The organism is Streptomyces sp. Ac-502 (assembly GCF_045222935.1).
Taxonomy (GTDB): domain Bacteria; phylum Actinomycetota; class Actinomycetes; order Streptomycetales; family Streptomycetaceae; genus Streptomyces; species Streptomyces monomycini.
The window spans coordinates 7,939,438-7,963,570 of the sequence record NZ_JBHFFO010000001.1 but is presented as its reverse complement, the minus strand read 5'-3'; the positions used below and the strand labels follow the sequence as shown (position 1 = coordinate 7,963,570).

General features: G+C 73.1%; 18 protein-coding genes and 2 pseudogenes. 5 read left to right on the top strand and 15 right to left on the bottom strand.

Going from position 1 to position 24,133, the window contains the following annotated elements; genetic code table 11:
• Positions 1–15: 15 nt before the first annotated feature.
• From ACEXOX_RS36240 to ACEXOX_RS36205, 8 genes and pseudogenes are all read right to left on the bottom strand, one after another.
• A complete protein-coding gene (locus tag ACEXOX_RS36240) occupies positions 16–1,365 on the bottom strand; it encodes a hypothetical protein (RefSeq protein ID WP_406525072.1) in 1,350 nt (449 codons plus the stop codon).
• Positions 1,269–2,495 (bottom strand): vWA domain-containing protein, encoded by a 1,227-nt coding sequence (locus ACEXOX_RS36235; protein ID WP_406525071.1) that lies wholly within the window; start codon positions 2,493–2,495, stop codon positions 1,269–1,271. Before ACEXOX_RS36235 ends, ACEXOX_RS36240 begins: the two co-directional genes overlap by 97 nt.
• The gene (locus tag ACEXOX_RS36230) at positions 2,492–3,091 is read right to left on the bottom strand and encodes a Pycsar system effector family protein (RefSeq protein WP_406525070.1); all 600 of its coding nucleotides are present in this window, start codon (positions 3,089–3,091) and stop codon (positions 2,492–2,494) included. The genes ACEXOX_RS36235 and ACEXOX_RS36230 overlap by 4 nt, the downstream gene beginning before the upstream one ends.
• A gap of 1,248 nt (positions 3,092–4,339) precedes the next feature.
• A complete protein-coding gene (locus tag ACEXOX_RS36225) occupies positions 4,340–6,577 on the bottom strand; it encodes a hypothetical protein (RefSeq protein WP_406525069.1) in 2,238 nt (745 codons plus the stop codon).
• 394 nt (positions 6,578–6,971) lie between these two features.
• Positions 6,972–7,967 (bottom strand): hypothetical protein, encoded by a 996-nt coding sequence (locus ACEXOX_RS36220; protein ID WP_406525068.1) that lies wholly within the window; start codon positions 7,965–7,967, stop codon positions 6,972–6,974.
• Positions 7,968–8,033: 66 nt separating this feature from the next.
• Complete coding sequence (locus tag ACEXOX_RS36215; protein WP_406525067.1) at positions 8,034–8,780, bottom strand: Crp/Fnr family transcriptional regulator; 747 nt, start codon at positions 8,778–8,780, stop codon at positions 8,034–8,036.
• A gap of 618 nt (positions 8,781–9,398) precedes the next feature.
• Positions 9,399–12,007, bottom strand: a pseudogene (locus tag ACEXOX_RS36210) (polynucleotide kinase-phosphatase).
• Positions 12,004–13,518, bottom strand: coding sequence for a 3' terminal RNA ribose 2'-O-methyltransferase Hen1 (locus tag ACEXOX_RS36205; protein WP_406525066.1), 1,515 nt, complete (start codon positions 13,516–13,518; stop codon positions 12,004–12,006). Before ACEXOX_RS36205 ends, ACEXOX_RS36210 begins: the two are co-directional and overlap by 4 nt.
• Positions 13,519–13,688: 170 nt before the next feature.
• Between ACEXOX_RS36205 and ACEXOX_RS36200 the strand changes: the two genes are divergently transcribed.
• Positions 13,689–14,612 (top strand): LLM class F420-dependent oxidoreductase, encoded by a 924-nt coding sequence (locus tag ACEXOX_RS36200; RefSeq protein WP_406526573.1) that lies wholly within the window; start codon positions 13,689–13,691, stop codon positions 14,610–14,612.
• Between the two features lie 92 nt (positions 14,613–14,704).
• Here ACEXOX_RS36200 and ACEXOX_RS36195 read toward each other — a convergent pair whose 3' ends face one another.
• Both ACEXOX_RS36195 and ACEXOX_RS36190 read right to left on the bottom strand, forming a co-directional pair.
• Positions 14,705–15,946, bottom strand: a complete 1,242-nt coding sequence (locus ACEXOX_RS36195; protein ID WP_406525065.1) for a PP2C family protein-serine/threonine phosphatase — start codon at positions 15,944–15,946, stop codon at positions 14,705–14,707.
• Between the two features lie 118 nt (positions 15,947–16,064).
• The gene (locus tag ACEXOX_RS36190) at positions 16,065–16,622 is read right to left on the bottom strand and encodes a quercetin 2,3-dioxygenase (protein WP_406525064.1); all 558 of its coding nucleotides are present in this window, start codon (positions 16,620–16,622) and stop codon (positions 16,065–16,067) included.
• Positions 16,623–16,860: 238 nt separating this feature from the next.
• On the opposite strand from ACEXOX_RS36190, the gene ACEXOX_RS36185 reads away from it, so the two are divergent.
• Together ACEXOX_RS36185 and ACEXOX_RS36180 are read left to right on the top strand one after the other, a co-directional pair.
• The gene (locus ACEXOX_RS36185; RefSeq protein ID WP_406525063.1) at positions 16,861–17,217 is read left to right on the top strand and encodes a MarR family winged helix-turn-helix transcriptional regulator; all 357 of its coding nucleotides are present in this window, start codon (positions 16,861–16,863) and stop codon (positions 17,215–17,217) included.
• A 512-nt stretch (positions 17,218–17,729) separates the two neighbouring features.
• The gene (locus tag ACEXOX_RS36180; RefSeq protein ID WP_406525062.1) at positions 17,730–17,954 is read left to right on the top strand and encodes a hypothetical protein; all 225 of its coding nucleotides are present in this window, start codon (positions 17,730–17,732) and stop codon (positions 17,952–17,954) included.
• A gap of 9 nt (positions 17,955–17,963) precedes the next feature.
• Here ACEXOX_RS36180 and ACEXOX_RS36175 read toward each other — a convergent pair whose 3' ends face one another.
• A complete protein-coding gene (locus tag ACEXOX_RS36175; protein WP_406525061.1) occupies positions 17,964–19,163 on the bottom strand; it encodes an FAD-dependent monooxygenase in 1,200 nt (399 codons plus the stop codon).
• A gap of 96 nt (positions 19,164–19,259) precedes the next feature.
• On the opposite strand from ACEXOX_RS36175, the gene ACEXOX_RS36170 reads away from it, so the two are divergent.
• Positions 19,260–19,976, top strand: a complete 717-nt coding sequence (locus tag ACEXOX_RS36170) for a TetR/AcrR family transcriptional regulator (RefSeq protein WP_406525060.1) — start codon at positions 19,260–19,262, stop codon at positions 19,974–19,976.
• Positions 19,977–20,135: 159 nt separating this feature from the next.
• Positions 20,136–20,624: a hypothetical protein gene (locus ACEXOX_RS36165; protein ID WP_406526572.1), complete on the top strand. Its 489-nt coding sequence runs from the start codon at positions 20,136–20,138 to the stop codon at positions 20,622–20,624.
• 267 nt (positions 20,625–20,891) lie between these two features.
• On the opposite strand, the gene ACEXOX_RS36160 is transcribed toward ACEXOX_RS36165, so the two are convergent.
• From ACEXOX_RS36160 to ACEXOX_RS36145, 4 genes and pseudogenes are all read right to left on the bottom strand, one after another.
• Positions 20,892–21,347, bottom strand: a complete 456-nt coding sequence (locus tag ACEXOX_RS36160) for a DUF6099 family protein (RefSeq protein ID WP_406525059.1) — start codon at positions 21,345–21,347, stop codon at positions 20,892–20,894.
• Between the two features lie 134 nt (positions 21,348–21,481).
• Complete coding sequence (locus tag ACEXOX_RS36155) at positions 21,482–21,835, bottom strand: nucleotide pyrophosphohydrolase (RefSeq protein ID WP_406525058.1); 354 nt, start codon at positions 21,833–21,835, stop codon at positions 21,482–21,484.
• A 1,013-nt stretch (positions 21,836–22,848) separates the two neighbouring features.
• A pseudogene (locus ACEXOX_RS36150) lies at positions 22,849–23,493 on the bottom strand (biotin transporter BioY); the annotation flags it as partial.
• 54 nt (positions 23,494–23,547) lie between these two features.
• A complete protein-coding gene (locus ACEXOX_RS36145) occupies positions 23,548–23,982 on the bottom strand; it encodes a cell division protein SepF (RefSeq protein WP_167745447.1) in 435 nt (144 codons plus the stop codon).
• Positions 23,983–24,133: the final 151 nt, after the last annotated feature.

Here is a 24,133-nt window from a genome sequence, read left to right as displayed (position 1 = left end):
CGTGGCGCGGGCGCCTCAGAACGCGGAGTCATATCCGGACGATCCGCTCGCCCCGCCTGAACCACCTGAACCGCCCGAGCCGCCCGGACCGCCCGGACCGCTCGTCCCGGCCGGTCTGCCGGTGCCGTTGGCCGGGGCGCCGCGCCGGCCCCGCCCGTTCACTCCGCCGGATGCCGCGGCGCCGCCCCGGCCGACGCGCCCGCCGAACAGACCGGCCGTGCCGCGGGAGCCGGCCGCCGTGCCCGGACGGCGGCCCGGGCCCGTACGCGTCCGGCCCGCGGAGTCCCGGTCCGCCCGGCTTCCGCCGCGAACGGCCAGCTCCAGGTCGTGTTCGAGCCGGGCGGGTGCGCCGCGCGACACGGTCTGCTCCTTTCCGCCGGGCCCGCGCAGCCGCAGCCCGTCGCCCTTGCGCCGGAGCCGGTACACCCGCGCCGCGCGCTTGTTGCGGAGCTGGAGGCCGGGGCGGTCCGAGGAAGGGTCCTCCACCGCGAACCAGAACTTCTTCGTACGGGGAGTCCGCACCTCCAGTTCGTCCAGCGCCGCTCCTCCGCGGCACAGTTCGAGGACCAGGCCCTGCAACGAGCCACGGACACCGCCGTACCAGACACGGATCGCGACGACGGCGGCGAGGGCGAGCAGCAGCCCGGCGCCCCCGATGACCGCCCACCACCACCGGTCCCACCAGGTGGGCGCCGGGGTGACGGTGACGGTCAGGAAGGCGGCGCCGACCTCGCGGCCGCCGTCGGTCCGGTCGGTGACGGTGATCCGGCCGCCGGCGTCCCCCGCGGGCGCGCCCGCGCCGAAGGACACGGTGAACGGCACCGGCTCCTGCGCGCCGGGCGCGACGCTGACGGTGGCCGGGCTGATGCGCAGCGCCGCCGCCGTGGACTGGTCGGCCAGACCGAGGCGCAGGGTGTGCGGACGGCTGTCGTTGTTCCGCGCGACCAGCTTGCCGGCGACCGAACCGCCCGGGTGCACGCCGTGGCCCTCCAGCGTCACACCGGCCGTCACGAGCGCGGCGCCCGAGGACACCCGGGTGTCGTAGGGCCGCCGGTCCCCGACGACGCCGGGCGCCGCGATCGCGCCGGTCAGCCGCAGCGCGCCGGTGGCCGACTCCGGCACCTTCACCGACGCCCCGTACAGGACGTCGCCCGCCCGGTCGTCCGGACCCTCGCCGTCGTCGCGCAGCGGGACGTCCACCGGCTCGAAGCCGTCACCGGACAGCTGGGCGGCGGCCCGTACCCCGGCCAGCTGCCCCGGATCGGTGATCACCACGCCGCGCCGGGTCTGCAGGCGCATCCGTACGACGACGTCCTCGCCGGGTCTCGGCGCCGACGGCTCCAGGGTGACCGACGAGCGCAGCACGCCCTGCCAGATGGCCCGTACGGTGGCGGGCTGGTCCCGGTGGCCCGGCGGCGCTGACAGCCGGACGCGCCAGGTGCCCGGCAGCGGGTCCTTGACCCGCAGCGCCTCGACCGGCCCGTCCTGGCCGCTGACTTCGAAGCGGGAACCGTCGGACTCCCCTGGAGGGGCACCTTGCGGCCTTTGGGGTCGTAGTAGGTGGCCGTCACCCGCGGGTCGCGCTTGGTGACGGTGATCGATCCGTCGGTCGCGATGGGCGGGATGTCCACCGCCAGCTCGCCCGGCGGCTTGCTGCTGGTGCCCTCCTCCACGCGGGCGCAGCGGGCGGCGGCGAACGCGCCCTGGAGCGCCTTGTCCACGTCCGCGGCGCCGTCGACGACCTCCGGCCGCGGGCGGGAACCGGGCACGTCGGCGCAGCCGTTGCGGTAGCCGCCGTCGGCCATCTGCTGGAGGGCCTTCTCGTCGATGCCCTTGCCGAAGCCCAGCGGCCAGATCTGCACCTGCTCGCGGCGCGCCCGGTCGAGGACCTCGCGCAGCCGCTTCTCGCCCTCCTGCTTCCGGGCGGCGGGGTCGGCCCCGTAGGCGGGACTGTCCTCGACGTTCAGCCTGCCGTCGGTGAGCAGGAAGACGACCTTGGGCGTGCCCTCCTGGCTGGTCTCCTTCAGCCGGGTCAGGGCCTGGGTGAGGGCGGCCGGGAAGTCCGTCCCGGGCCCGAGGCCGGCGCCCTCGCGGTCGGTGAGCCGGCGGGCGCAGTCGCTGATGCGCTGCCGTCCGGCGGCGTCGACGACGGTGGGCGGGCACACTTCCCGTACGGGCTGCTGCCCTTCCTTCTCCGCGCTGCCGAAGCCGATGACGCTCGCCCGGGACCGGTCGGAGATCTCGCCCTGGCCGATCAGCGCGGCCGCTTCGGCCTCGCGGGCCAGCGCCTCCTCGCCGATGCTCGCCGAGGCGTCCACGACGACGGAGAAGTCGACGGGCATGGGGCCCACGGACGGTGCGGTGGGCGCGGCCCACGCGGGCGGCGGCCCGAGCGGCACGGTCGCGCAGAGCGCGGTGAGGGCGGCGACGATGGCGCGGCGCGCGCCGCGCCGTGTCCGCGCGGCCGCCGGTACGGTCCGGTGCGGCACGTTCACCACAGCCCTCCGGTCAGGGCGCAGCAGCCGCCGGCCGCCAGGCAGCCGACACCCCAGCGCAGCCAGCGGTACTTGGCGCCGAGGATGCGGCCGAGCGCGCAGGCCTGCTCGACGGCCCACTGCCCGGGGTCCCGGCCCGCGAGGGCCACCCGGGGCAGCAAGGCCTCGGCGGTGGCACCGCCGGTCAGCTGCGGGAAGAAGGTCAGATGCCCGTCCGCCGCGGTGCGGGTGCGGGGCAGCACCGCCACCACGAACATGGCTATGCCCAGCGCCCACAGCGCGGCTCCGGCGAGCAGCAGGGCGGCGCGGGCGGCGGGCAGCGCCGGGAGCTGCCCGTCGCGGCCGAAGAGCAGGACCAGTGCCGCGGTCGCGCCGGTCATCATGACGGACGCCTTGGTGTCGGCCCGGTTGATCTCTTCGCGCACGACCTTGAGCAGGCGTTCGGCGACGAAGTCGCTGCCGGTGCTGGTGCCGGAAGCCGGGTCGGTGGCTGGGGTGGTGCGGGGGCAGGGGCAGGTCCGGGGGCAGGGGCAGGGGCCGGTGCCACGGGCGGGCGTCGGTGGGGGTACGGGTGCGGGCGGAGCGCTGGTGGCCATCACTTTCCCCAATCCAGGCCTTCGCCGCGGCCGCGGCGCGGCGCTGGGCGTTCCCGGTCGTCGCGGTGGTCGTCGTACCGGTCGTCCCGGCGCGCGTCCCGGTGGTCGTCGTACCGGTCGTCGTACCGCTCTCCGTACCGGTCGTCGGGGAAGTCCCCGGGCCGGCCGGTGCGGTAGTCGTCGCGCTCGGCGGCCGACTGGACGCGGTCGGGCTCGTAGACGCGGCCGCGGTCGTCCTTCTCGTACAGCTCGTCGTCGTGCGGCTCGTCGCGGCGGCCGGCGTACCGGTCGTCGGCGTACCCGTCCCCGTCCGGACGGCCGCGCCGCCCCGGCTCGTGATCGTCGTACGCCGTCTCCCGGCCGGGTCCGGAAATACGGTCGCGCTCCGATGCGTCATCCAGCGCGGAACCCCGGCCCAAGTCCCGTCCTACGTCCCGACCGGAGTCCCGTCCCGAGTCCGCTGCGAAGTCCGGCTCGGCCTCCGGATCGGGCTCGTGCGCCCAGTCCATCCGCTGCCGTCCGCGGACCCGTTCCTGTTCGCCGCGAGGCTCTCCGCGGGCCTCGCCGCTCTCCAGCGCACGCCGCCGCGGCGGCTGCTCCAGGAAGGTGTCGGCCGCCCGCCCCACCACACCGCGCGTCGTCGACCGCAGGAGGTCGATGGCGGCCAGGGTCTGGTCGTTGAGGTCGTGGCGCTCGATCAGGCCGCCGTCGACGAAGCGGAACACCGTCTCGATCGACAGGGCCCGCTCCTCCCGGCGCTCCCGGCGGAACGCCTGCTGGATGTCCCACGCGTGCGCGGCGTCGCGTGCCATGAAGTACGCGAGCTGTCCCTCGTCGCCACCGCTGAGCATGTCCTGCAGCTCGGTGGCCCTCATCCGGATCAATTCCTGTTCCTGCCGTTCCTTCCTCAGTGCCTCCACGTGCTGCCGTCGCGCGAGGTCGCCCTCGTGGTCGATCTCGGTGCGCTGCCGCTCCGCGCTGATCCCGCGTTCACTCAGGTCGATCCGCACGAACACCTCGGTCTCCAGGCCGAGTTCGTGACCCAGGCGGAGGTCCGCCAGTTCGTTCTCCACCGCCCGGTCGGCCCGTTCCGCCTCGCTGATGCGGTAGCGCCTGGTCACTCCGCGCAGCCCCCGGAGGAGGACCGGCGAGAGGTACTGGGCGAGGTCCCAGACATTGGCGCGGACCGCCGCGTACGCGTCCACGACGCGCCAGCGCACCTGCACCTCCGCGCGGAAGGACTCCGCGTCACCGGCCGCGGGGAGTTCGGTGCGGAACTCGGTCAGATGCCGGCCGACCCGCACCTCCATCACCTTGAACGCCCCGCGGAACAGCGGCCGGTTGACGTCCTCGCGGTGGTCCGGCCACACCACGCTGTGGCCGCCGTTCTCGTACATGAGCACCGCGGCCACCTGCACACTGGGCCGCCGAAACCGGCCGGACGACTCGTACTCCTGCACCAGTGGCCCCGGCACCGCCCCTCCGGGCCCCTGGCCGTGTCCCCCGGGCGCGTCGGGGCCCGGGCCCTGCCCGTGGCCGTGCTGCGCGCCGTTCCGGCCGTCTTGCGTCATCGTCGTCCCTCTCCTTCCAGCACCGCCCGCATCCGCGCGGCCGCCCGGGGGCGAGCGGTTCGTCACCGTCCCGCTCCAGCCGGGCGACCAGCAGCAGCAACCGGTCCCGGTCGCGCCGCCCCTCCACCAGCCGCGGCAGGAACCCGCACAGCACGTCGAGTTGCCGCGGGTCCTTGGCCGCCCGCCGCATCCAGCCGCCCATCTCCTCCTGCGCCGCGGCACCCGCCCGTGCCGTGTTCAGCGTGTCGTGCACCAGGTCCGCCAGCCACGGCGCCCGGCCGGGGTGGGCCGCGACCAGGGCCGCCGCCAGCGGCCAGGAGCCGTACGCCTCCTGTACGGGGCTGTCGCCCTGGAGCCCCCACAGGTGGGAGGTCCGGGTGGACAGCGCGCGCAGCACCACCATCAGCGCGAGGTTCTGCCGGTTCTGGCGCGGGTCGCCGAGCCAGCGGGCCAGCCGCCGCAGCACCACGTCCGGCTCGGGCCCGGCCAGCAGCCGCGCCACGCTGTACGAGGCGGCGTCGGCCGGCTTGCCGCCGTCCTCCCGGCAGCCGATGCGGGCCAGTTCGTCCAGGGACTCGGCGACCGAGCCCGCCGCCATGCCGTAGCCGTGCGCGAACGCCGCGGTCTCGCGGGCGGACCGGTCGTCACCGCGCGCCCATACGCGCAGCAGGCCGCGTACGGCGGGCCGCACCTGCGGGTCGCGGGCCGTCTCGGCCAGTGCGGTGGCCGCGGCCATCTGCTGCACCGGGCTGTCGGCGCGGGCGAGCGGCAGCAGCACCTCGGAGAAGCCGTACAGGTAGTCCCGGGCGCACAGGATGCCCGCGGCGACGGCCGCGCGCACCCACACCTGGGGGCGCTGGTCGTCGCAGAGGGACCGCAGCCAGCGGGTCAGCGGGCCGCGGACGTTGTGGTAGCCGTCCCACGCCTCGTACAGGACGGCGACGGCCAGCTTGCGCCCCTGGAAGCGCATCGCCCGTACGGGAATGGTGGCGTCGCCCAGGTCCTCGACGGCCTGCTCGGGTACGGCGCGCGCGGCGGCCAGCCGGGCCTCGGTCTTCGCGGTGAACAGCGGGCGGCCCGGCGCGTACTGGGGGTCGAGGGTGACGGCCAGCTCCCAGGCGAGCAGTTCGGCCGCTTCGGTCACCAGGCTCTCGGCGGAGCCGTTGAAGGCCGCGAGCGAGAGCCGCAGGGCCGCGGCGCGCAGGGCGGGCAGTGCCTCGGGCAGCTTGCCGGGGCGGTCGGCCCCGGCGAGCCATTCCCGCGCCTGGCGCGGGGCGAACGTGGCGCACTGGGCGAGCAGTTGGGCGTCGTCGGCCTCGCCCCTGGCGTGCGCCGCGAGGTGGCCGGCGAACCGCGCCGCCTCGCCCGGCCGCAGGGCGTCCAGGCCCAGTGCCTGTTTGACGTCGGGGCGCTCGGCGACGTCCAGGGCCAGGCGGCACAGCCCCGGATCGACGTCGGAGAGCTGGTCCTTCACGTGCTGCTTCAGTACGTCGTCGGCGGGCGGGGGCGTGCACTGCGCGCCGTAGCGGCCGCGCACCAGGCGGTCGGCGAAGTCACCGGCGCCCACGACCAGGACGCCGTACGCCCCGCGCTCGCCGAGCAGCGCGCTGAGCCGGTCCAGGTGCAGGTCGGAAAGCCGCGGTCCGGCGCCGTTCCCCGGCCCGTCGGCGCCGTCCCGGCCGCTGCCCCCGGAGGCGGCCGGAACCACACCGGCGTCCTCGGCGGGCAGTTCGAGCAGGTAACCGCGGCCGGTCTCGAACTTCTCCCGGCCGACGCTGTCGAGCGCGGTGGCGGGGTCCAGGCGGGACACCCCGGTGGCGACGTCCCGGAGGAGGGCGAGCCCCGTGGAGGTACGGCCGGTGCCGGGCTCCCCGCAGAGCGCCAGCAGGTGGGTGCGCAGCAGCCGGGTCTCCATCGCGTCGTACCCGGGGGCGTGCGGTAGACCCGCTCCAGGCGCTCCAGTTCCTCGGCCGGCACCGGCCCGTCGACGAACGCGTCGTCGGTGCCGATCCGGACGTGCGTCTGGTAGAAGGTGTTGCCGTCAAAGACCTGGCTGTCGCCCTCGATGTGCAGGCTGGTGCGGGCCTCACGGGCGGTACGGGCACCGCCCGCCTCGCCCGCGCCGCCCAGCGGGCTGCCCTTGGGGGCGTCCAGGCGCAGCTTCTCCTCGGGCTGCCCGGACGGCCCGTCGCCGTCGGGCGCCTTGCCGTCCCTGGCCGTCCGCGCGTCGTCGTCCCGGCCGCCCGGCCTGCCGTCGGGCTGCGGCGGGGGCTGCTCGCCGGCGGGCGGGGCCCCCTCGTCCACATCGGTCACCTGTCGCCGCCTTCCGGTGCGGATCCGGTGCGCGGGGCGTCGGCGGCGGGCGGTTCGGGGGCGGGCGTACGGGCCGGGGCCTGGGCGGGGGCCTTGTTGATGCCGACGAAGTCCCCGTTGGGCCGGATGGTGTTGTTCCGGAAGGTCTGCTGGTCGCCGCCCACGTACTCGAAGTTGTACTTGTGCGCGTACGGGGCGGGTGCCGGGGCCGTACCGGCGGCTGCCCCCTCCCCCGCCGGGCCGGAAGCGGGCGGCGGGGCCGTACCCCCATGCCCCGCCCCGCCGCCCTGCTCCGGCGGCGGGTCCTGGACCGCGCGCACCCCCGTCGCGCGCGGCCGGTCCCGCGCCGGCACCGCCGGCACCGCCGGCACCGCCGGTGACGGCGGTGCCTCGTGCGACGTCTGCGCCGGAAGGGGCGGGAACGGCAGCCGGGGAACGTGGAACCACGCCTCGACGTCCGTCTCCTTCTCCGACACCCGCGCCCGGCGGTAGTGCTCGGGCTCGATACAGGTGCCGCCTTCCGCCACGACGTCGTGGTAGAGCGAGTCGGACACGACGAACAGCAGCGGCGACCGTTCGGCCAGCCGCATGACGTCGCGGGCGGTCTCGCTGTCGCACAGCCGGCAGGCGAGGTCCACGGCCCGCCCGGCCAGCCCCTTGGCGTCCTGGGCGACCGGGCCCGCGTGCATGGCCACGCGCATCCGCAGCGGCTCCAGCCGCCCCTCGTTGACCTGGCGCAGCTTCTGGTAGACGCCTTCGAGCCAGGGCCCCACCAGGTGCGCGGCCGGTACGTCGGGGGCGAGCGCGACCAGTACGCCGTCGCCGCGGTCCTCGATGTGGCAGGCCCCCTCGGTGACCCCGGCGGCGGTGAACCCGGCCTCGAAGACCTCGTACATCGCCTCGCGCATCCGCAGCTTCGCCCGCCAGCCGAGCAGTCCGGATCCGCAGACGTCTCCGTTGACGACGAGTCGGTGCAAGGCTTCCGTGCTCACTGGACCTCCTGGTTCGTGCCGACATGAAGCAGCATGGCCGGGGCGGTAAGGCGGGGCTGTAGCCGTTTACACAGCCGGCGGGGATTGCTCGGGACGTATGGGGACGGGGCCCGACGGCGTGCGACCGCCGACCGCGCGCCCCTCGGCGAGCAGCCGCAGCAGCGCGAGGTCGAGCACGGCCAGCCGCCGGGGGCCGGTCTCCACGACGCCCTGCTCACGCAGCAGGCGCAGTGCCTTGGCCACCGCTTCGCGGGTGGAACCGACGGCCGCCGCCAGGTCGTGCTGCGGCAGCGGCAGGTCGACGTCCACGCCGCCCGACCCGGGGGTTCCGGTGCGCTCGGCCAGTTCCGTCAGCCGCGCGGCGAGCCGTTGCAGCACCTTCTCCGAGGCCAGGGACCGCCGCTCGCCGTCCGAGCTGCGCAGCCGGGAACTGAACTGCCGCATGATCAGTACGGTCGCCACGGGCCGCGCCGCCAGATAGCCGCGGAACCGGTCGCCGGGGACGACGATCCCGTCCACCGGGCCGAGCGCGGTGACGGTGGCGCTGCGCGGGCGGTGGTCGACGGCGGCCTGATCGCCGACGACCTCGCCGCTGCCGCGCAGCGCGAGGATGAGCCGTACGCCGCGCTCCGTCTCCAGGGAGACGCTGGCCCAGCCGTTGACGATCGCCACCACGAAGGTGGTGGTGTCGTTCTCCCTGAGGACGACCTCGCCCGGCGCGTAGCTACGGCCCCGGCCGAGCGCGAGCAGCGCCCGCCGGTCCTGCGCCGGCAACGCCGTCAAGAAGGGCCTGCCGTCCTCGAAGAGACTCATCCGCCTCCTCCCCCGCTGGTCTCGCTCACCCCGGCCCCGGCGCCCGTCGGCACGGCGGACGCTCCGCCTCTGTGCACCTGGTCGCCCCAGGGCCCCGGCCCGGTTCCTCAGCCTGGCGGAGAAATGGGCTCGTCTCTGATCTCTTTCGTTACAGGCGGGGTTCTTGCGCACATTGATCGAGCTGCGCTCGGTTGAGTTACAGAAGGTTAGGGTCGTGATCGGGCCCCGTCAACGCTTTCTCATCCTCAACTGCCTTCCCGCACAGGGGATTTGACCTCCCCGAACACCTGTACCTCGCCCGGCCCGGATAAGATCATGGCCCGCCACCCCTTGCGAACCGTGACCGCCACTTGACGCGCCACACACCGGACCGTCACTCTCCGACTGCGCACGGCGCTCCGGGGAGAGCGCTCACCGCGGAGGGCGGCCACACGACGCACGGCCGACTCGGCGAGGTGGCGCCCGCACCGGTCCGGGACCAGGTCCGGGCAGCCGGATCCGCCTCGGGCCCATGACAGCCACGTGACCGGCCGCATGGCCGATCACGTGGTCAACCCCCTCTGGCCACAAGGAGCGAACCGGTACCGGCTCTGATTGCAAGGAGCGAACCGGTACCGGCTACAGCCGCGGATCCACCGGCTCCGACTCCAGCGCCAGGACCGCGAAGACCGCCTCGTGCACCCGCCACAGCGGCTCGCCGTCGGCCAGGCGGTCCAGCGCCTCCAGGCCGAGGGCGTACTCGCGCAGCGCGAGGGAGCGTTTGTGGCCCAGGTGGCGTACGCGCAGCCGGTCCAGGTTCTCCGGGCGGGTGTACTCCGGTCCGTAGATGATCCGCAGGTACTCCCGGCCGCGGCACTTGACGCCCGGCTGCACCAGCCGCCCGTCGCCCTTGCGCACCAGCGCGCCCAGCGGCTTGACCACCATGCCCTCACCGCCCGCGGCGGTCAGGTCGAGCCACCACCGGACTCCCGCCGCGACCGACGCCTCGTCCTCCGTGTCGACGACCAGACGGCCGGTACGACGCAACAGTCCCGTTCCGTCGTGCTCGACGAGCCGGTCCAGCCACGCCAGCTGCTCGACGTGCGGTACGGCGGCCAGGCTGCGGCCCGGCGCGGCCAGGATCTGGAACGGTGCCAGCCGTACGCCGTCCAGGCCGTCGACGGGCCAGCAGTAGCGCCGGTATGCCTCGGTGAACGCGGCCGCGTCCACCGCCCGTTCGCGCTGCCGTGCCAGCAGGTCCGGCACCTCCACGCCCCGCGCGGCGGCCGCCTCCAGCGCGTCCAGCGCCCCGGGGAACGCGGCGCCGGACGCCGCGCCGACCGCCGCGTACTGACCGCGCAGCAGCCCGGACGCCTTCAGCGACCACGGCAGCAACTCGGCGTCCAGCAGCAGCCAGTGCCCGGACCCGGCCGCGGCGGGGTCCGCCAGTTCCTCCCACAGGCCCGCGCTCTCCACGGCTTCCCGTACGGACTTCAGCACCTGTTCGGTGACGGCCGGGTCGTCGAAGAACGGCCGCCCGGTCCGCGTGCAGACCGCGCCGCTCACGCCCGCCGCCGCGCCGAACCGTTCCCGCGCCGCGGCCTCGTCCCGGCACACCAGGACCACGGCCCGCGAGCCCATGTGCTTCTCCTCGCACACGACCTCCCGTACGCCGTCCGCCCGGTACGACGCGAAGGCCTCGGCCGGGTGCTCCAGATAACCGTCCTTCTTGGATGTCGCGCAGGGCGCCATCGTCGGCGGCAGGTAGGGCAGCAGGCGCGGGTCGACCGCGAACCGGCTCATCACCTCCAGCGCCGCCGCCGCGTTCTCCTCCTTGACCGCGACCCGGCCCATGTGGCGGGTCTCCACGACCCGACGCCCGGCGACGTCCCCGAGGTCCAGCGGACGCCCGTCAGCGCCGCCCGGCGCCTCAGTGGCCAGCGGCTTGGCCGGCTCGTACCAGACCTGCTCGGCCGGTACGTCGACCAGTTCCCGCTCCGGCCAGCGCAGCGCCGTCATCCGGCCGCCGAAGACACAGCCGGTGTCCAGGCAGATGGTGTTGTTCAGCCAGCTCGCACGCGGCGCAGGGGTGTGCCCGTAGACCACGGCGGCACGGCCCCGGTACTCCTCGGCCCACGGGTAGCGCACCGGCAGCCCGAACTCGTCCGTCTCGCCGGTCGTGTCGCCGTACAGCGCGAAGGACCGCACCCGGCCGGACGTACGGCCGTGGTACTTCTCCGGCAGCCCGGCGTGGCAGACCACCAGCGCCCCGCCGTCGAGCACGTAGTGGCTGACCAGGCCCTCGATGAACGCGGCGACCTCGCCGCGGAACGCCTCGTCCTCCCCTCCAGCTGCGCGACGGTCTCGGCGAGCCCGTGACTGTGCTGCACCTTGCGGCCCTTGAGGTAGCGGCCGAGCTTGTTCTCGTGGTTGCCCGGTACGCACAGGGCGTGCCCGGCGGCGGTCATGCCCATCACCAGGCGCAGCACACCGGGGCTGTCCGGGCCGCGGTCCACCAGGTCGCCGACGAAGACCGCGGTACGGCCCTGCGGGTGCCGGGCGTCCACGGCGCGGCCGAGCGCGTCGTGCTCGACCTCGTACCCGAGCCGTGCGAGCAGCGTCTCCAGCTCGGAGCGGCAGCCGTGGATGTCACCGACGATGTCGAACGGGCCGGTCAGGTGCCGCAGGTCGTTGAAGCGCCGCTCGGTGACGATCTCCGCCGCCTCGACCTGCTCCACCCCCTTGAGCACATGCACCTTACGGAAGCCCTCGCGCTCCAAGTGCCGCAGCGAGCGGCGGAGTTCGCGCTGGTGCCGCTGGATGACGCGGCGCGGCGTCCCGGCCCGGTCGGCGCGTGCCGCGTTGCGCTCGGCACAGACCTCCTCGGGCAGGTCGAGGACGACGGCCACCGGCAGCACGTCGTGCTCCCGGGCCAGCTTCACCAGCTGGGCGCGCGCCTCCGGCTGCACGTTCGTGGCGTCCACGACGGTCCGCCGGCCGGCCGCGAGGCGCTTGGCCGCGATGTAGTGCAGGACCTCGAAGGCGTCACCGCTCGCGCTCTGGTCGTTCTCGTCGTCGCTGACCAGCCCGCGGCAGAAGTCCGAGGAGAGCACCTCGGTGGGCTTGAAGTGCCGTGCGGCGAAGGTGGACTTGCCGGAGCCGGTGGCGCCGACGAGCACCACCAGACACAGGTCGGGGACGCCCAGGGGGCGGCGGGCGGGGGTGGGGACGGGAGTGGCACCGGTCATGTCTGGGCCTCCTTCGCGGGGGGATCGGCAGGGGCGGAAGTGGCGGGCGCGGCCGATGTACGGGCCGAGGCCGGCTCCGCCTGGCGGAAGTACGCGAGCTGGGTGGGCGGTCCGACCTCGGGGTCGTCCGGGCCCACCGGCCGGAACTCCACCTCGTACCCGTGCCGCCCCGCGACCTCCCCGGCCCACGCCCGGAACTCAGCGCGCGTCCACTCGAAGCGGTGGTCGCCGTGCCGTACGTGCCCGGCGGGCAGCGACTCCCAGCGCACGTTGTACTCGACGTTCGGTGTGGTCACCACGACCGTGCGCGGCCGGGCCGCGCCGAACACCGCGTACTCCAGCGCGGACAGCCGCGGCGGGTCCACGTGCTCGACGACCTCGCTCAGCACGGCGGCGTCGTACCCCTTCAGGCGGGCATCGGTGTACGCCAGCGACCCCTGCACCAGCCGCAGCCGCTCGGACTGCCGCTCGGGCATCCGGTCCAGCCGCAGCCGGCGCCGCGCCTCCTGGAGCGCGCGCATCGACACGTCCATGCCGACGATGTCGGTGAACTGCCCCTCCTTGAGCAGCTCACCCAGCAACTGCCCCGGCCCGCAGCCGAGGTCCAGGACCCGCGCCGCCTTCGCCTCCCGCAGCACGCCGAGGGTCGCCTCCCGGCGCCGCACGGCGAGCGGCACCGGCCGCTCCTCGGTGTCGGCCGACTCCTCCACCGCGTTGTCGATCTCCTCGGCCGCGGTGTCGTCCGCCTCGGCGAGCCGGGCCAGCTCCAGCCGCTCCAGCGCGTCGCGCGTCAGCGTCCGGCGGCGGGCCAGGTAGCGGTCGGCGATCAGCTTCTGCTCGGGGTGGTCCTCCAGCCAGCCCTCACCGGCCCGCAGCAGCTTGTCGACCTCGTCGGGCGAGACCCAGTAGTGCTTGGCGTCGTCCAGCACCGGCAGCAGCACGTACAGGTGCCGCAGCGCGTCGGCGACCGTACGCTCGCCCTCCAGGCCGAGGCGTACGTACCGCGAGTCGCCCCACTCCGGGAACGTCTCGTCCAGCGGCACCGGCTCGGCCCGTACCGTCCACCCCAGCGGCTCGAACAGCCGGCGCACCAGGTCGGCGCCGCCGCGCGCGGGCACGGCGGGCAGCGCCACGTGCAGCGGCAGCGGCCGCGCGGGCAGCTCGGGGCGTGCCTTGCACTGCCCCTTCATCGCGCTCGCGAAGACCGTGCTCAGGGCCACGGCCAGCAGCGAGGACGCCGCGTAAGGGCGGTCGTTGACGTACTGCGCGAGCGCCGAGTCGGGGGCGCCGCCCCGGCCCTTGCCCCGGGCGCGCCGTACCAGCGCGACCGGGTCCACCTCCAGCAGCAGCGCGGCCGTGCACCTGCTGTCGTCCGCTTCGGGGTAGAACACATGGGCCGTGCCGTGCGCCGTCGAGAACGCCTGCGCCTTCCCGGGGTGCTTGTGCAGCAGGAATCCGAGGTCGGTCGCGGGGCGCTCAGCGCTTCCGGGGGTGGTCATCGTCAGGAACACGCGTACGAGTATCGCCCGGTACCGACCCGTTTGACGAACCGATTTTTGCAGGTGGGAACGGAGATGGACGCAGGGGCGGCGGCTGCCGCGCCCCCTCGTCACACCGGCCGCTCCTGTACCCTGCCGTGCCTGTTCCCGGCTCCCGGCACCCGCAGGGCAAGATGGGCGGCATGGAACTCCGGATCTTCACCGAGCCCCAGCAGGGGGCCACCTACGACACCCTTCTCCGCGTCGCGCGGGCCGCCGAGGACCTGAACTACGGCGCCTTCTTCCGTTCCGACCACTACCTCCACATGGGCAGCACCGACGGGCTGCCGGGCCCGACGGACGCCTGGATCACCCTGGCCGGCCTGGCCCGGGAGACCAGGAGCATCCGGCTCGGCACCCTGATGACCGCGGGGACCTTCCGGCTTCCCGGCGTGCTCGCCATCCAGGTCGCCCAGGTCGACCAGATGTCGGGCGGCCGGATCGACTTCGGCCTGGGCTCCGGCTGGTACGAGGACGAGCACAAGGCGTACGGCACCCCCTTCCCGAAGGCGAAGTTCGGCCGGCTGGAGGAGCAGCTGGCGATCATCACCGGGCTGTGGAGGACGCCCGTCGGCGAACGCTTCACCTTCGACGGGAAGTTCTACCAGCTGGCGGACTCGCCCGCGCTGCCCAAGCCGGCGCAGCCGAAGGTGCCGGTCCTCATCGGCGGGCACGGCGCCAAGCGCACCCCCGCGCTCGCCGCCGAGTACGCGGACGAGTTCAACATCCCCTTCGCCTCGGTGGACGACACCGAGCAGCAGTTCAAGCGGGTACGGGCGGCAGCCGAGCAGCGCGGCCGGGACGCCGACGAACTCGTGTACTCCAATGCCCTGGTCGCCTGCGTCGGCCGGAACGACGCGGAGGTCAAGCGCCGCGCCGACGCCATCGGCCGTGAGGTCGACGAGTTGAAGGCCAACGGTCTGGCGGGCTCCCCCGCCGAGGTCGTCGAGCGCCTCGGCCGTTTCGCGGCCGTCGGCTCGCAGCGCGTCTATCTCCAGATGCTCGACCTGAACGACCTCGACCAGATGGAACTGATCGCCTCGGAGGTCATGCCGCAGGTGGCGTGAGCAGGATGCGGGAGCGGGGTGCGTGAGTGGGGGCTTGGCGGTGGTGCGGGAGCAGGGGGCTTGGGCGGGGCCCGAGCGGAAAACGCCCGGCCTCACCCCGTCGGCGCGACCCCGCCCGGCCCCCACGGCCCCGGGCACCACTCCACGAGCAGCATCGTGGCGTCGTCCCGCAGCTCGTTGCCCTGGTCGTCGACGATGAAGTGGATCAGGCGGCGCAGCGTCTCGAAGGCCAGCTCGCCACCGGCCGTGGCCCGGATGATCGTGTCGGTGAACCGTTCCAGCCCGAACAGCGTGCCGTTGGAGTCCCGCGCCTCGGTCACACCGTCCGTGTAGAGCAGCACCCGGTCGCCCGGCTCCAGGTCCGCGATGTGGACGGTACGCGGTTCCGGAGTCAGCGCGGCGGGGAGCCCCAGCGGCAGCTGGCCGGGCCGCTCCAGCGCCCGGTCGAGGACGGCGTGCCGGCGGATGAGCAGCGGCGGCGGGTGGCCGGCGTTGACCCAGCGCAGCCGGCCGTCGGCGAGGTCCAGCTGGAGGAAGACGCCGGTGGCGAACCGGTCGGGCAGCCACTGGCAGAGCGCCTGGTCGACGGTGTCCACCGTCTCCCGCAGGTCCGCGCCGGCCCGGCGGCCGCTGCGGCAGCCGGCCAGGGCCACGGAGGTGGCCAGACCGGCGGCCAGGTCGTGGCCCATCGAGTCGATGATGGCGGCGTGCAGCGTCTCCTGCGTCATGGAGTGGTCGAACGCGTCGCCGCCCAGCTCGTAGGCGGGTTCCAGCACCGCCGTGGACACCGCCTGCTCGTTGCCGATCGTGCGCGGCGGCAGGAAGGCGCGCACCATTTCCGCGGGCAGCTGCATCGGCTGCGTACGCGCCTGGCGTACGAACGTGTCGCTGCAGGCCCGTTTCGAGGTGATGATGGGGGCCAGCAGGGCGGCCAGCGCGCGGCAGCGGCGCATCCGCTCGCCGTCCAGCAGGTCGGTGCGTACTTCCAGTACGCCCAGCCGCTCCACCCCGTCGACCAGCGGCAGCCAGACCCGGATGCCGCCCTCCGGATCGTCGGCGTCCTCCACCCGCATGGCCAGCGTGCGGTACGTCCATCCGGCGAGGGAGGAGTCGACGGAGAGCGCACGCTGCCCCGCGCCCAGCGGGCACAGCTGCCGCTGCTGGATGTCGACCAGGTAGAGGCCGACGTGCCGCAGGCCGAGGGCCGTGGCATGCCGGTTCACCAGGTCGGGCATGTCGGTGGGGGCCGCGCGCTGGGCCTGCTCCAGCAACGCTTCGAGCATCCCGTAGCCCTCGGCGCCCGGGTAGGCGTCCGCAAAGGCTTCGCCCGCCATCGTGATCACCTCCTACCGCAGTTTCGCACCGCGCCCGCACCCCCGCCGTCCGGGCGGCCCGGCGGCGCCCGTCATTCCCCCACTCGGGACGCGTACGTTCGCGGCCGCCCCGTACGCCTCAGCGCGTACGCCACTCGTGCCCCGGCAGGAAGCGCACGTCGTACTGCCCCGGAACCGTCTCGAACGTGCTGCCCTCCGGGACCACCGGTTCACGCGGCAGGCCGAGCTGCTCGGTGGGGACGCCGAGGTTCTCGAAGAACCGCTCGAACGTTCCGCCGGGGCCCGCGGCGACGCCCACGACCTGGCTGTGGTGCCGTTCCATGCGGTAGGCGTGCGGGCAGTTCATGGGGACGAAGCCGAAGTCGCCGGGGGTCAGCAGCTTCTCCTGCTGGACACCCTCGGTGTCCTCGACGAACAGCCGGACGGCGCCCTGGGTGACGTAGAAGACCTCGTACGTGTCGGTGTGCAGATGGGCCGGGATGAGGTCGCCCTTGGGGCCCTCGACGGTGAAGAAGTTGAAGGCGTTCCCGGTCTGCTCGCCCCCGGCGTAGACGGTGATCAGGTCGCCGAACAGGTGGGCGCGGTCCCCCTCGCCCTTCTCGATGAAGTACGGCCGGCCCGGTTCCGCCGGGATGCGTGAGGTCCGGCGGTAACGCGTGGCGAACTCGATGGTCATGGACCCTCCTGGGACGGACACCCGACGTCAGGCTGCCTGACGTTCAACGTGTCAGGTACCCTGACACTTCAACCGTCCAGGAAGCAACCCCGCCCGTCCCGCCTTCCGCACCCCCAAGGCCCGCCATGCCCACGCCTGCGACTCCGTCCACGCCTCCACCTCCGCCCTCCCCCGCCGCAACCTCCCTCAACTTCTCGGCGACGCCCGGCGCTGGTTCGAGGAAGCACTCCTGGCCGCCATGAACGCGGCCGGCGGCCCTCCAGTCACCTCGACCCAGGTCCAGCTCTTCGCGGTGCTGGACGCGGAGGGCACCACGGTCGCCGCACTCGCCCGGCGCATGGGCGTGACCCGGCAGACCGCACACCAAGCCGTACACGGCCTGGTGGCGGCCGGACTACTGGAGCAGGTGGCGGACCCCGCCTCCGCCCGGCAGCGGCTGATCCGCCGCACTCCGGCAGGCGAGCGCGCACACCACCAGGCCGAACGCCTCTTGCAGGACCTGGAACGCCAACTCGCCGCGCGCATCGGCCACGACACGGTCAAGGCCCTCCGTGCGGCCCTGGAGGCTCCCTGGGGGCCGGCCCCGACGACCTGACGGACAGCCGACCCACCACCGCCGGCTATTCACCGTCGCCCTTCAACCATTCCGCGCCGGGAATAGCCCATTCCCCGCCCCACAGCCCACGACCCACACAAAATGAAAATCCGATCGTGCGATAACAAGGTGGTGCGACGCCACCACCGAGGTCGATGCCACCCGGGTTCCCCGCCCTGCTTCCCGCATTCCCCCGCCTCACCCTTTCGGCTCAACAACTCGTACGCCCGCACCCCTCCCCTGTCGCGGAACGTTGATCAGTAAGTCGGAGATAGGACTTACTGAAAGAGGTATGACGTGCCCTGTCCCACCTCCCGCACAGCCGCGATCTCCACCACGGTGCTGACCCTGGCCAGCGCCCTCACCGTCACCGCGGCGTCCGCACTCGACCACGACGACCGGCCCGCTCCCCCGAGCGCCTCAACGCACAGGCCTTCTACGCCTCGTTCGACGTACTGGCCCGCCAGATCAGCGGCCTGCGGGCGAGGATCAGCGAAGCCGACGGCACACCGGTGGCGGGCCTGCCGGTCACGTTCACCGTGGCCGGGGAGAAAGCCCTCCTCTGCGAGGCCACCACGGACACCGACGGCTACGCCCAGTGCAAGAAATCCCGCCTCCCCTCGCTCCTCGCGTCCGCCGTCAAACTGCTGACCGGCGGTTACGACACCACTTTCGAAGGCGACTCCCGGTACGCCCCCGTCTCCACCCACAATTCCGTGGCCGTGGACATGCGCTGACCCGGCCGGTCACCGACCGACCCGGCTGGAAACCGCGGGATACTCCGGCAGAGCCACGGTGCTGCTGACTTTCTCGCCCAGCTTGAGCATTCCCTTCAGGAACAGGGGGCGGGTCAGCAGGGCGTTGCGGAAACGTATGCCGGTGGCGGTGCCGGGGGCGAGGAATTTCCCGGTACGGCCGCCGCCCGCCTGGCAGCCCCTGGCGTACTGCCGGAGCCGTTTCTCGTACCGGGTGAAGGCCGTCCGGTACTCGCCCTGCGCTCGCGCGAGTTCACCGGCCAGCACATATGCGGCGACCATCGCGGTGCCCGTGCCCATACCGCCGATGGTGGCTCCGCAGGCGGCGTCGCCGACGAGGCATACGCGACCCGTGGACCAGGTGTCCACGTCCGCCCGGCTGATCGAATCGAAGTACAGGTCGGGTGCCTGGTGGAGGGAGGCGAGCAGGCGGGGCACTTCCCAGCCGAGACCGGAGAAGGCGTTGCTGATCAACTCTCTCTGCTGTCCAAGGTCATGCCGGTCGTACGACAACGCGGGCGAGGCGAAGACAAAGAACGCCCCCGCCCGCGCCGAGTCCCGGTGGTCGACACCGATGGAGGCGAGCCGTCCCGGAACGTTGTAGCCGACCGAGCCCTTTTCCAGCCCCCGGTGACTGTTGTTGGGCAGTTGCCAGGTGGCGAAGTAGTAGCCGAGGTGGTTGACGTAGCGCTCTTCCGGGCCGAAGGCCAGACGGCGGACATGGGAGTGCAGCCCGTCCGCTCCGATTACGAGGCCGAAGTCGCGTGAGGCGCCGCTCCGGAAGTCGACCCGCACACCGGAGGAGGTCTCGTCGAGGCCGGTGATCGAGTCGCCGAAAAGGTACTCGGTGTACGGGGCGCTGTGCTCGTACAGCACGCGGGACAGGTCGCCGCGGAGCACCTCCATCTCACCGCCGGCGAACTCCGCCGGCAGTCGCAGCAGCGTACGGCCGTCATCGTCGACGAAACGCATCGGGCTGCCGCCGGTCTGGATGCGGCGCAGTTCAGGGAGCAGGCCCATGCGGTCCAGCACGGTCCGGTGCGTCTCGCCGCGGAAGTCGACGGCCTGACCGCCCTCGCGCAGCGCCGGGGCCAGTTCGACGACGGTGGGGTGGAAGCCGTGGCGCCCCAGCCAGTAGGCCAGCGCCGGACCGGCGACGCTCGCGCCGGAAATAAGGACGTTCCTGTTCACGTAGCCCTCTTCCCATAACTGTGTCCGGTGGACACTGATGCGTACTGTGTACCATAGACACAGTTGACTGGACAGTGCCGAGGGCGGGAGCGGGACATGGGCGACGAGCACGCCGGGACAGTGCGGCTGCTGTGGGGGCCGCGCCCCAGGCCCGCGCGGGGCCCCAGGCCGACACTCGACCTGGACCGCATCGCGCAGGCCGGCATCCAGATCGCCGACGCGGACGGGTTGTCCGATGTCTCCATGCAGCGGGTCGCCGCCCAACTCGGCGTCACCAAGATGGCGCTGTACCGGTACGTACCGGGCAAGGCCGAACTGGTCGCGCTGATGGTCGAGGCCGCGATCGGCCCCTGCCCGACGGCCGGAACGGCGCGTGGCGGCTGGCGAGAACAACTGGAGGACTGGGCCCGCCAACTGCTCACCGTCTTCCACCAACACCCCTGGGCACTGGAAGCCACCATCGGACCGCGGGTCATGGGACCCGGAGAGCTGTCCTGGATGGAGCGCGCCGTCTGCGCGCTGGACGGTACGGGGCTGAGCGGCGCCGAGCGGATGGACGCGGCCGTCCTGCTGGTCGGTCACGTACGCGGCATCACCCAGCAAGCCCGCGCAGCCGGCTCCGCAGGCAACCCCGAGGCTCAGCTCGGGGCCATCCTCGGTGACCTGATGAAGACACGCGGCGGCCAATTCCCCGCACTTACCGCGGCCCTCACCTCAGCGGCCCAATCCGACGGACAAGACCAGGCGTGGGAGTTCGGCCTACAGCGCATCCTGGACGGCTTGGCCACGCTCATGGACCAGCGCACTCAATAACCACGGCGCACCCCCACCGAAGCCAACCACCACCACGCCCCGACCGGACCCCGTACGCGCTGTCCCACCGAACCCGACCCCGCCCGCACACCGTCCCCCCGACCGGAGGTCATCTCAGTGTTTCCTGCACGGGTACGTGCCGGCGCCCCGTTACTTCTGCTGGTGCTCGCCCTGTCCGGCTGCTCTTCCCCCTGGGGCTGCACCGACACGGCGGCGAAGCGCGGTGAGGCCAGGGTGAAAGTGCAGGTCGAGGACACGGGCGGGCAGCACATCGGCGTCACCGCCGAGGTCGTCGGCTGGCGCCCGGAGCCCCACCCGCAGGAGCCCTCCAAAGGTGACCAGGTGCACTTCACCTACCGCTTCGACGGCACCCACAAGACAACCGGCTCCGCGGTGGATGCCTGCGCGGTCGACAAGAAGCGGGTGGCCTTGCTGTGCCAGACGATCTATTCGTCCGGGGCGCGGCCCGAGCCGGACGGCGCCCTCACGGGGGACGAATGGCTCGCCGTCGAACACCCTGAGCAGGTCGCCGGAGTGCTGTTGCTGCCCAATGACCAGTCCTACGACCCGCGAACCTGCGAACAGGACAGCAAGGACGGCGGCGGGACGCATCCTCCGGAAGAAGCCGCCAAGGGAGACCAGCTGTAGAAGGCCAAGGCGGTCGGCCTCGCGGCGCGGGCCTGCGGGCACCCCGGTGTGTGCGCAGCACTCGCCCGGACGTCACGGAACGATCCGCACGCGCACCAACCTGACAACAGACCCAAGCGCTCACCAGACGCAGGCTCGCGAACCGTCACTCCCACCCGGCACGAGACAACCACGCGATCAGGACACCAGGTACCAGCCCGCAGGCCGGCAGGCCCCTGAACAGCTCACGCCGCCCCCCGGAGTAGCTCGCGCCGGAGCGTGCGCCCGTCAGGAGGTGTCGGGGGAGCGTACGGCGAGGTGTTTCAGTATGCCGGTGACCCGGTCGCGCGACTCGTCGGCGACGTCCATCGCCTCCACGCAGGTCCAGTACATCCCCTCCTCGTCCGCCGCGCAGACCACGCCCACCAACGCCTCGCACACCTCGCCGAGCAGCCAGTTCAGCCCCTTCAGGGCCGCCAGGGTGTCCCGTACCTCGGAGAGCTGGGCTGCCCTTGGTCCACCGATCCTCGGCGCGGGGATCAGCAGTACCGCGCTCGTCCTCCCTCCCGCGTCGCCCAATCCCCGCGCCCGGGACCGCACTTCGTGCGGCCCGGATATCGCGAGATGACTGCCCACCGCCTCGGCCAGAGCCTGTGCCTGCCACGCCTCGACGACGATCTCCTGGACCGTCTGCGCCTGCGCCAGACCGCGCCGACTGGCCGCGATGATGCGCACCGCGTCCATCCGCGACCCCCTCCCTCAGACCACTGTCAGCTTCGCCGCACCTACCTGCCACTACCCAGCGTGAACTTGAAAGGCCGAAAAGGCCAGAGGAATTCGCAAATCTGTGGACAACCAAGACGATGTGGAAAGATCCTTCACTCCATAGAGTGACGATTGGCTCGTTCGGCCCCCTTCACGGGAAATCGTGTCTCATTACGTTCGATCTTCGCGGCCAGCGCCTGCAGCACATCGATCCCCAGGGCGTCGCAGAACTGCAGGAGGTACGCCAGCACGTCGGCGACCTCGTCCTCGACCCGTCCGGCGGCCGTCGCGTCACTCATGACCCGCGCCGACTCCTCCGGTGTCAACCACTGAAAGATCTCGACGAGTTCGGCGGCCTCGACGCTGAGCGCCGCGGCCAGGTTCTTGGGGGTGTGGTACTGCTGCCAGTCGCGGGCCGCCGCGAACTCGGCGAGCCGCTTCTGCAATGCATGGAGATCTTCACTCATGCCCCTAGGTGTAGCACCCGCACCCCGGGCAGCCCTTCGGCGGCCGACGCGTCCCGCACCGTACCGAGCAGCCGGACGTGCCCGCGCCCGACCATCCGTACGGCGAGTTCCAGCAGCGCCCGCACCTGCCGGTCGTCGAGGCTGCGGTCCAGCCCGTCCGCCATCAGCCCCAGCACCTGGCGAGCGGAGAGCACCTCGCCCGCCGGGTCCATGGCCAGCACCTCCGGGCCCGTCAGGAGCACCAACGCGAGCGCGACGTAACGCAGCTCACCGTCCCCGAGCTGCTCCAGCGGCGTCGCCGGCAGCCCGTCGCGCTCGACCAGCGCCCGTATGCCGACCGTGCCGCCGCGCTCCACCGGTTCGGCCCGCAGGCCCGCGACCGGCCCGACACAGCCGGCGCGCACCGCCTCGACCAGCACCGCGTGCCGCCGCGCGCACTCCCGGCTCGTCCGTCCCAGTACGGCGGGGAGGTTGTCGCAGGCGGTACGCAGCCGCCCGTCCCCGGCGGACCATCCCCAGCTTCCGCCGAACATGCCGCCGTCGTCCGCCGCCCCCTCACCGCCGGATCCGACCACGAAGCCTTCCGACGGGTCGGCCTCCGTACGCGCGTCGGCGCAGGAGGCGGCGCGGGAAGCAGCGCGGGAGGCACTACTGGAACCGGTGGTGCCATGGGGACCGGTGGTGCCATGGGGCCCGGTGGTGCTACGGGGGACAGTGGTGCCGCTCGGGTCGGCGGAACTGCCGGGCCCGCCCGGTCCGGGCCCCGGTCCGGGCCCCCACTCGGACCCGGACCCAGCGGACTCGACCGGACCAGGAGTCACGCCACGCAGACCGGGAGCACCCGCGGCGTTTTCCCGTCCTGCCCGGCCGGTGCCACGTGCCCCGGCCGCGCGGGCTCCGGGCACGGCGCCGGCCGCGCTCCCGTTCCCGAGTCCGCCCCCGGAGCTGCACCTGGTCGCGCCCCTCGGACCCGGGCCGCTCGCCTCCGTACTCGCCGTCGCACCCGCGCCGCACCCGCCCACAGGGCCTGCCCCGCGCATCACCTCCGGCCGCGGATCGCACGCGAACACCGACCGCAGCGCCACCACCACCTGCTCCGCCGCCGCGAGCACGAGCCGCTGCCCCGCCGTCTTGCCCGCGACCCGTAACGGCAGCAGCGCTGTACCCAGACGGTCGTCGGGCAGCGGCGCGCGCGTCACGGGTGTCGCTCCGGCCGTGTACCAGGCAGCCTGGACCGCGCGCCGGGCAGGATCCGTCAGGGCCGTCGACAGAAGGGTCTCGCCACCGCCCGTCAGCCGCTCGCCGACGATGCGCAGTTCCGGCTCGGCCTGTACGGCGACATCGAGCCGGACCGGGCCCACCGGTCCGTCGACCGTGCAGCCGATGCGGAACCCGCGTCTGCCCTGCCCGTCGGGTCGCGCCCAGACCGGTACGCACCCGGCCGCGCCTCCCGGCGCCGCCGCCACGGCCCGCGCGAGCCGGGCTCCGCTGCCGAGCCGCGCGAGGATCTCGTACGCCTGCAGCACGCTGGACTTCCCGCTGCCGCTCGCGCCGGTCAGGAGGGTCAACGGGCCCAGCGGGAAGGTCGCGCCGCGGTGCGTCTTGAAGGCGGACAGACGTAATTCGGTGACCGCCGGGCGCACACTTTCTGTGTCCATACGAGGACGCTAGGCAACCGGCGAAAGCAAAACCGTTACGGCTGCAACGCCTTCCTACGATCGGGGTACGAGACCCGCCGGCGGCTCCGCGACCTCGGTGCCGACCGGCGTGAGCAGGAAGACGTTGGTGTCGACCCGGTGCATCCCGCTGGCGAGTCCGAAGACGACGCCGCTGGAGAAGTCCAGGATGCGTTTGGCCACGTCGGCGTCGGCGCTGCTGAGGTCGAGCAGGACGGGGATCTGCGCCATCAGGTACTCGGCGACCTCGCGCGCGTCGGCGAAGGTCTGGACCCGGATGACGACGAACCGCCGCATCTCCTCGCCCGGTTCCTCGTCGGGCAGGGCACGGTGATCGGGCCACGAGGGCCATTCACTGCCGCTGCGAAGGGGAACGACCTCGGCGAGCCCTTCCCACTGTTCGTCGGTGGCGTCGGGCCCGTTCACCGAATCACCTCTCCCGGAGGGGCTGGACAACTTCGCTATCTGCATCGCGCAATTGTAGGGATAAACACTTATACGTCTTCGGGTGCGACACTCGGATGGCGTCACACGGCTCCTCCATCCTGCACCATGGCCACTGATCAGCGCCGACACCCCGGGCATATATCCTGCGACCAGATCCCTTGTTCCTGTTCACTCC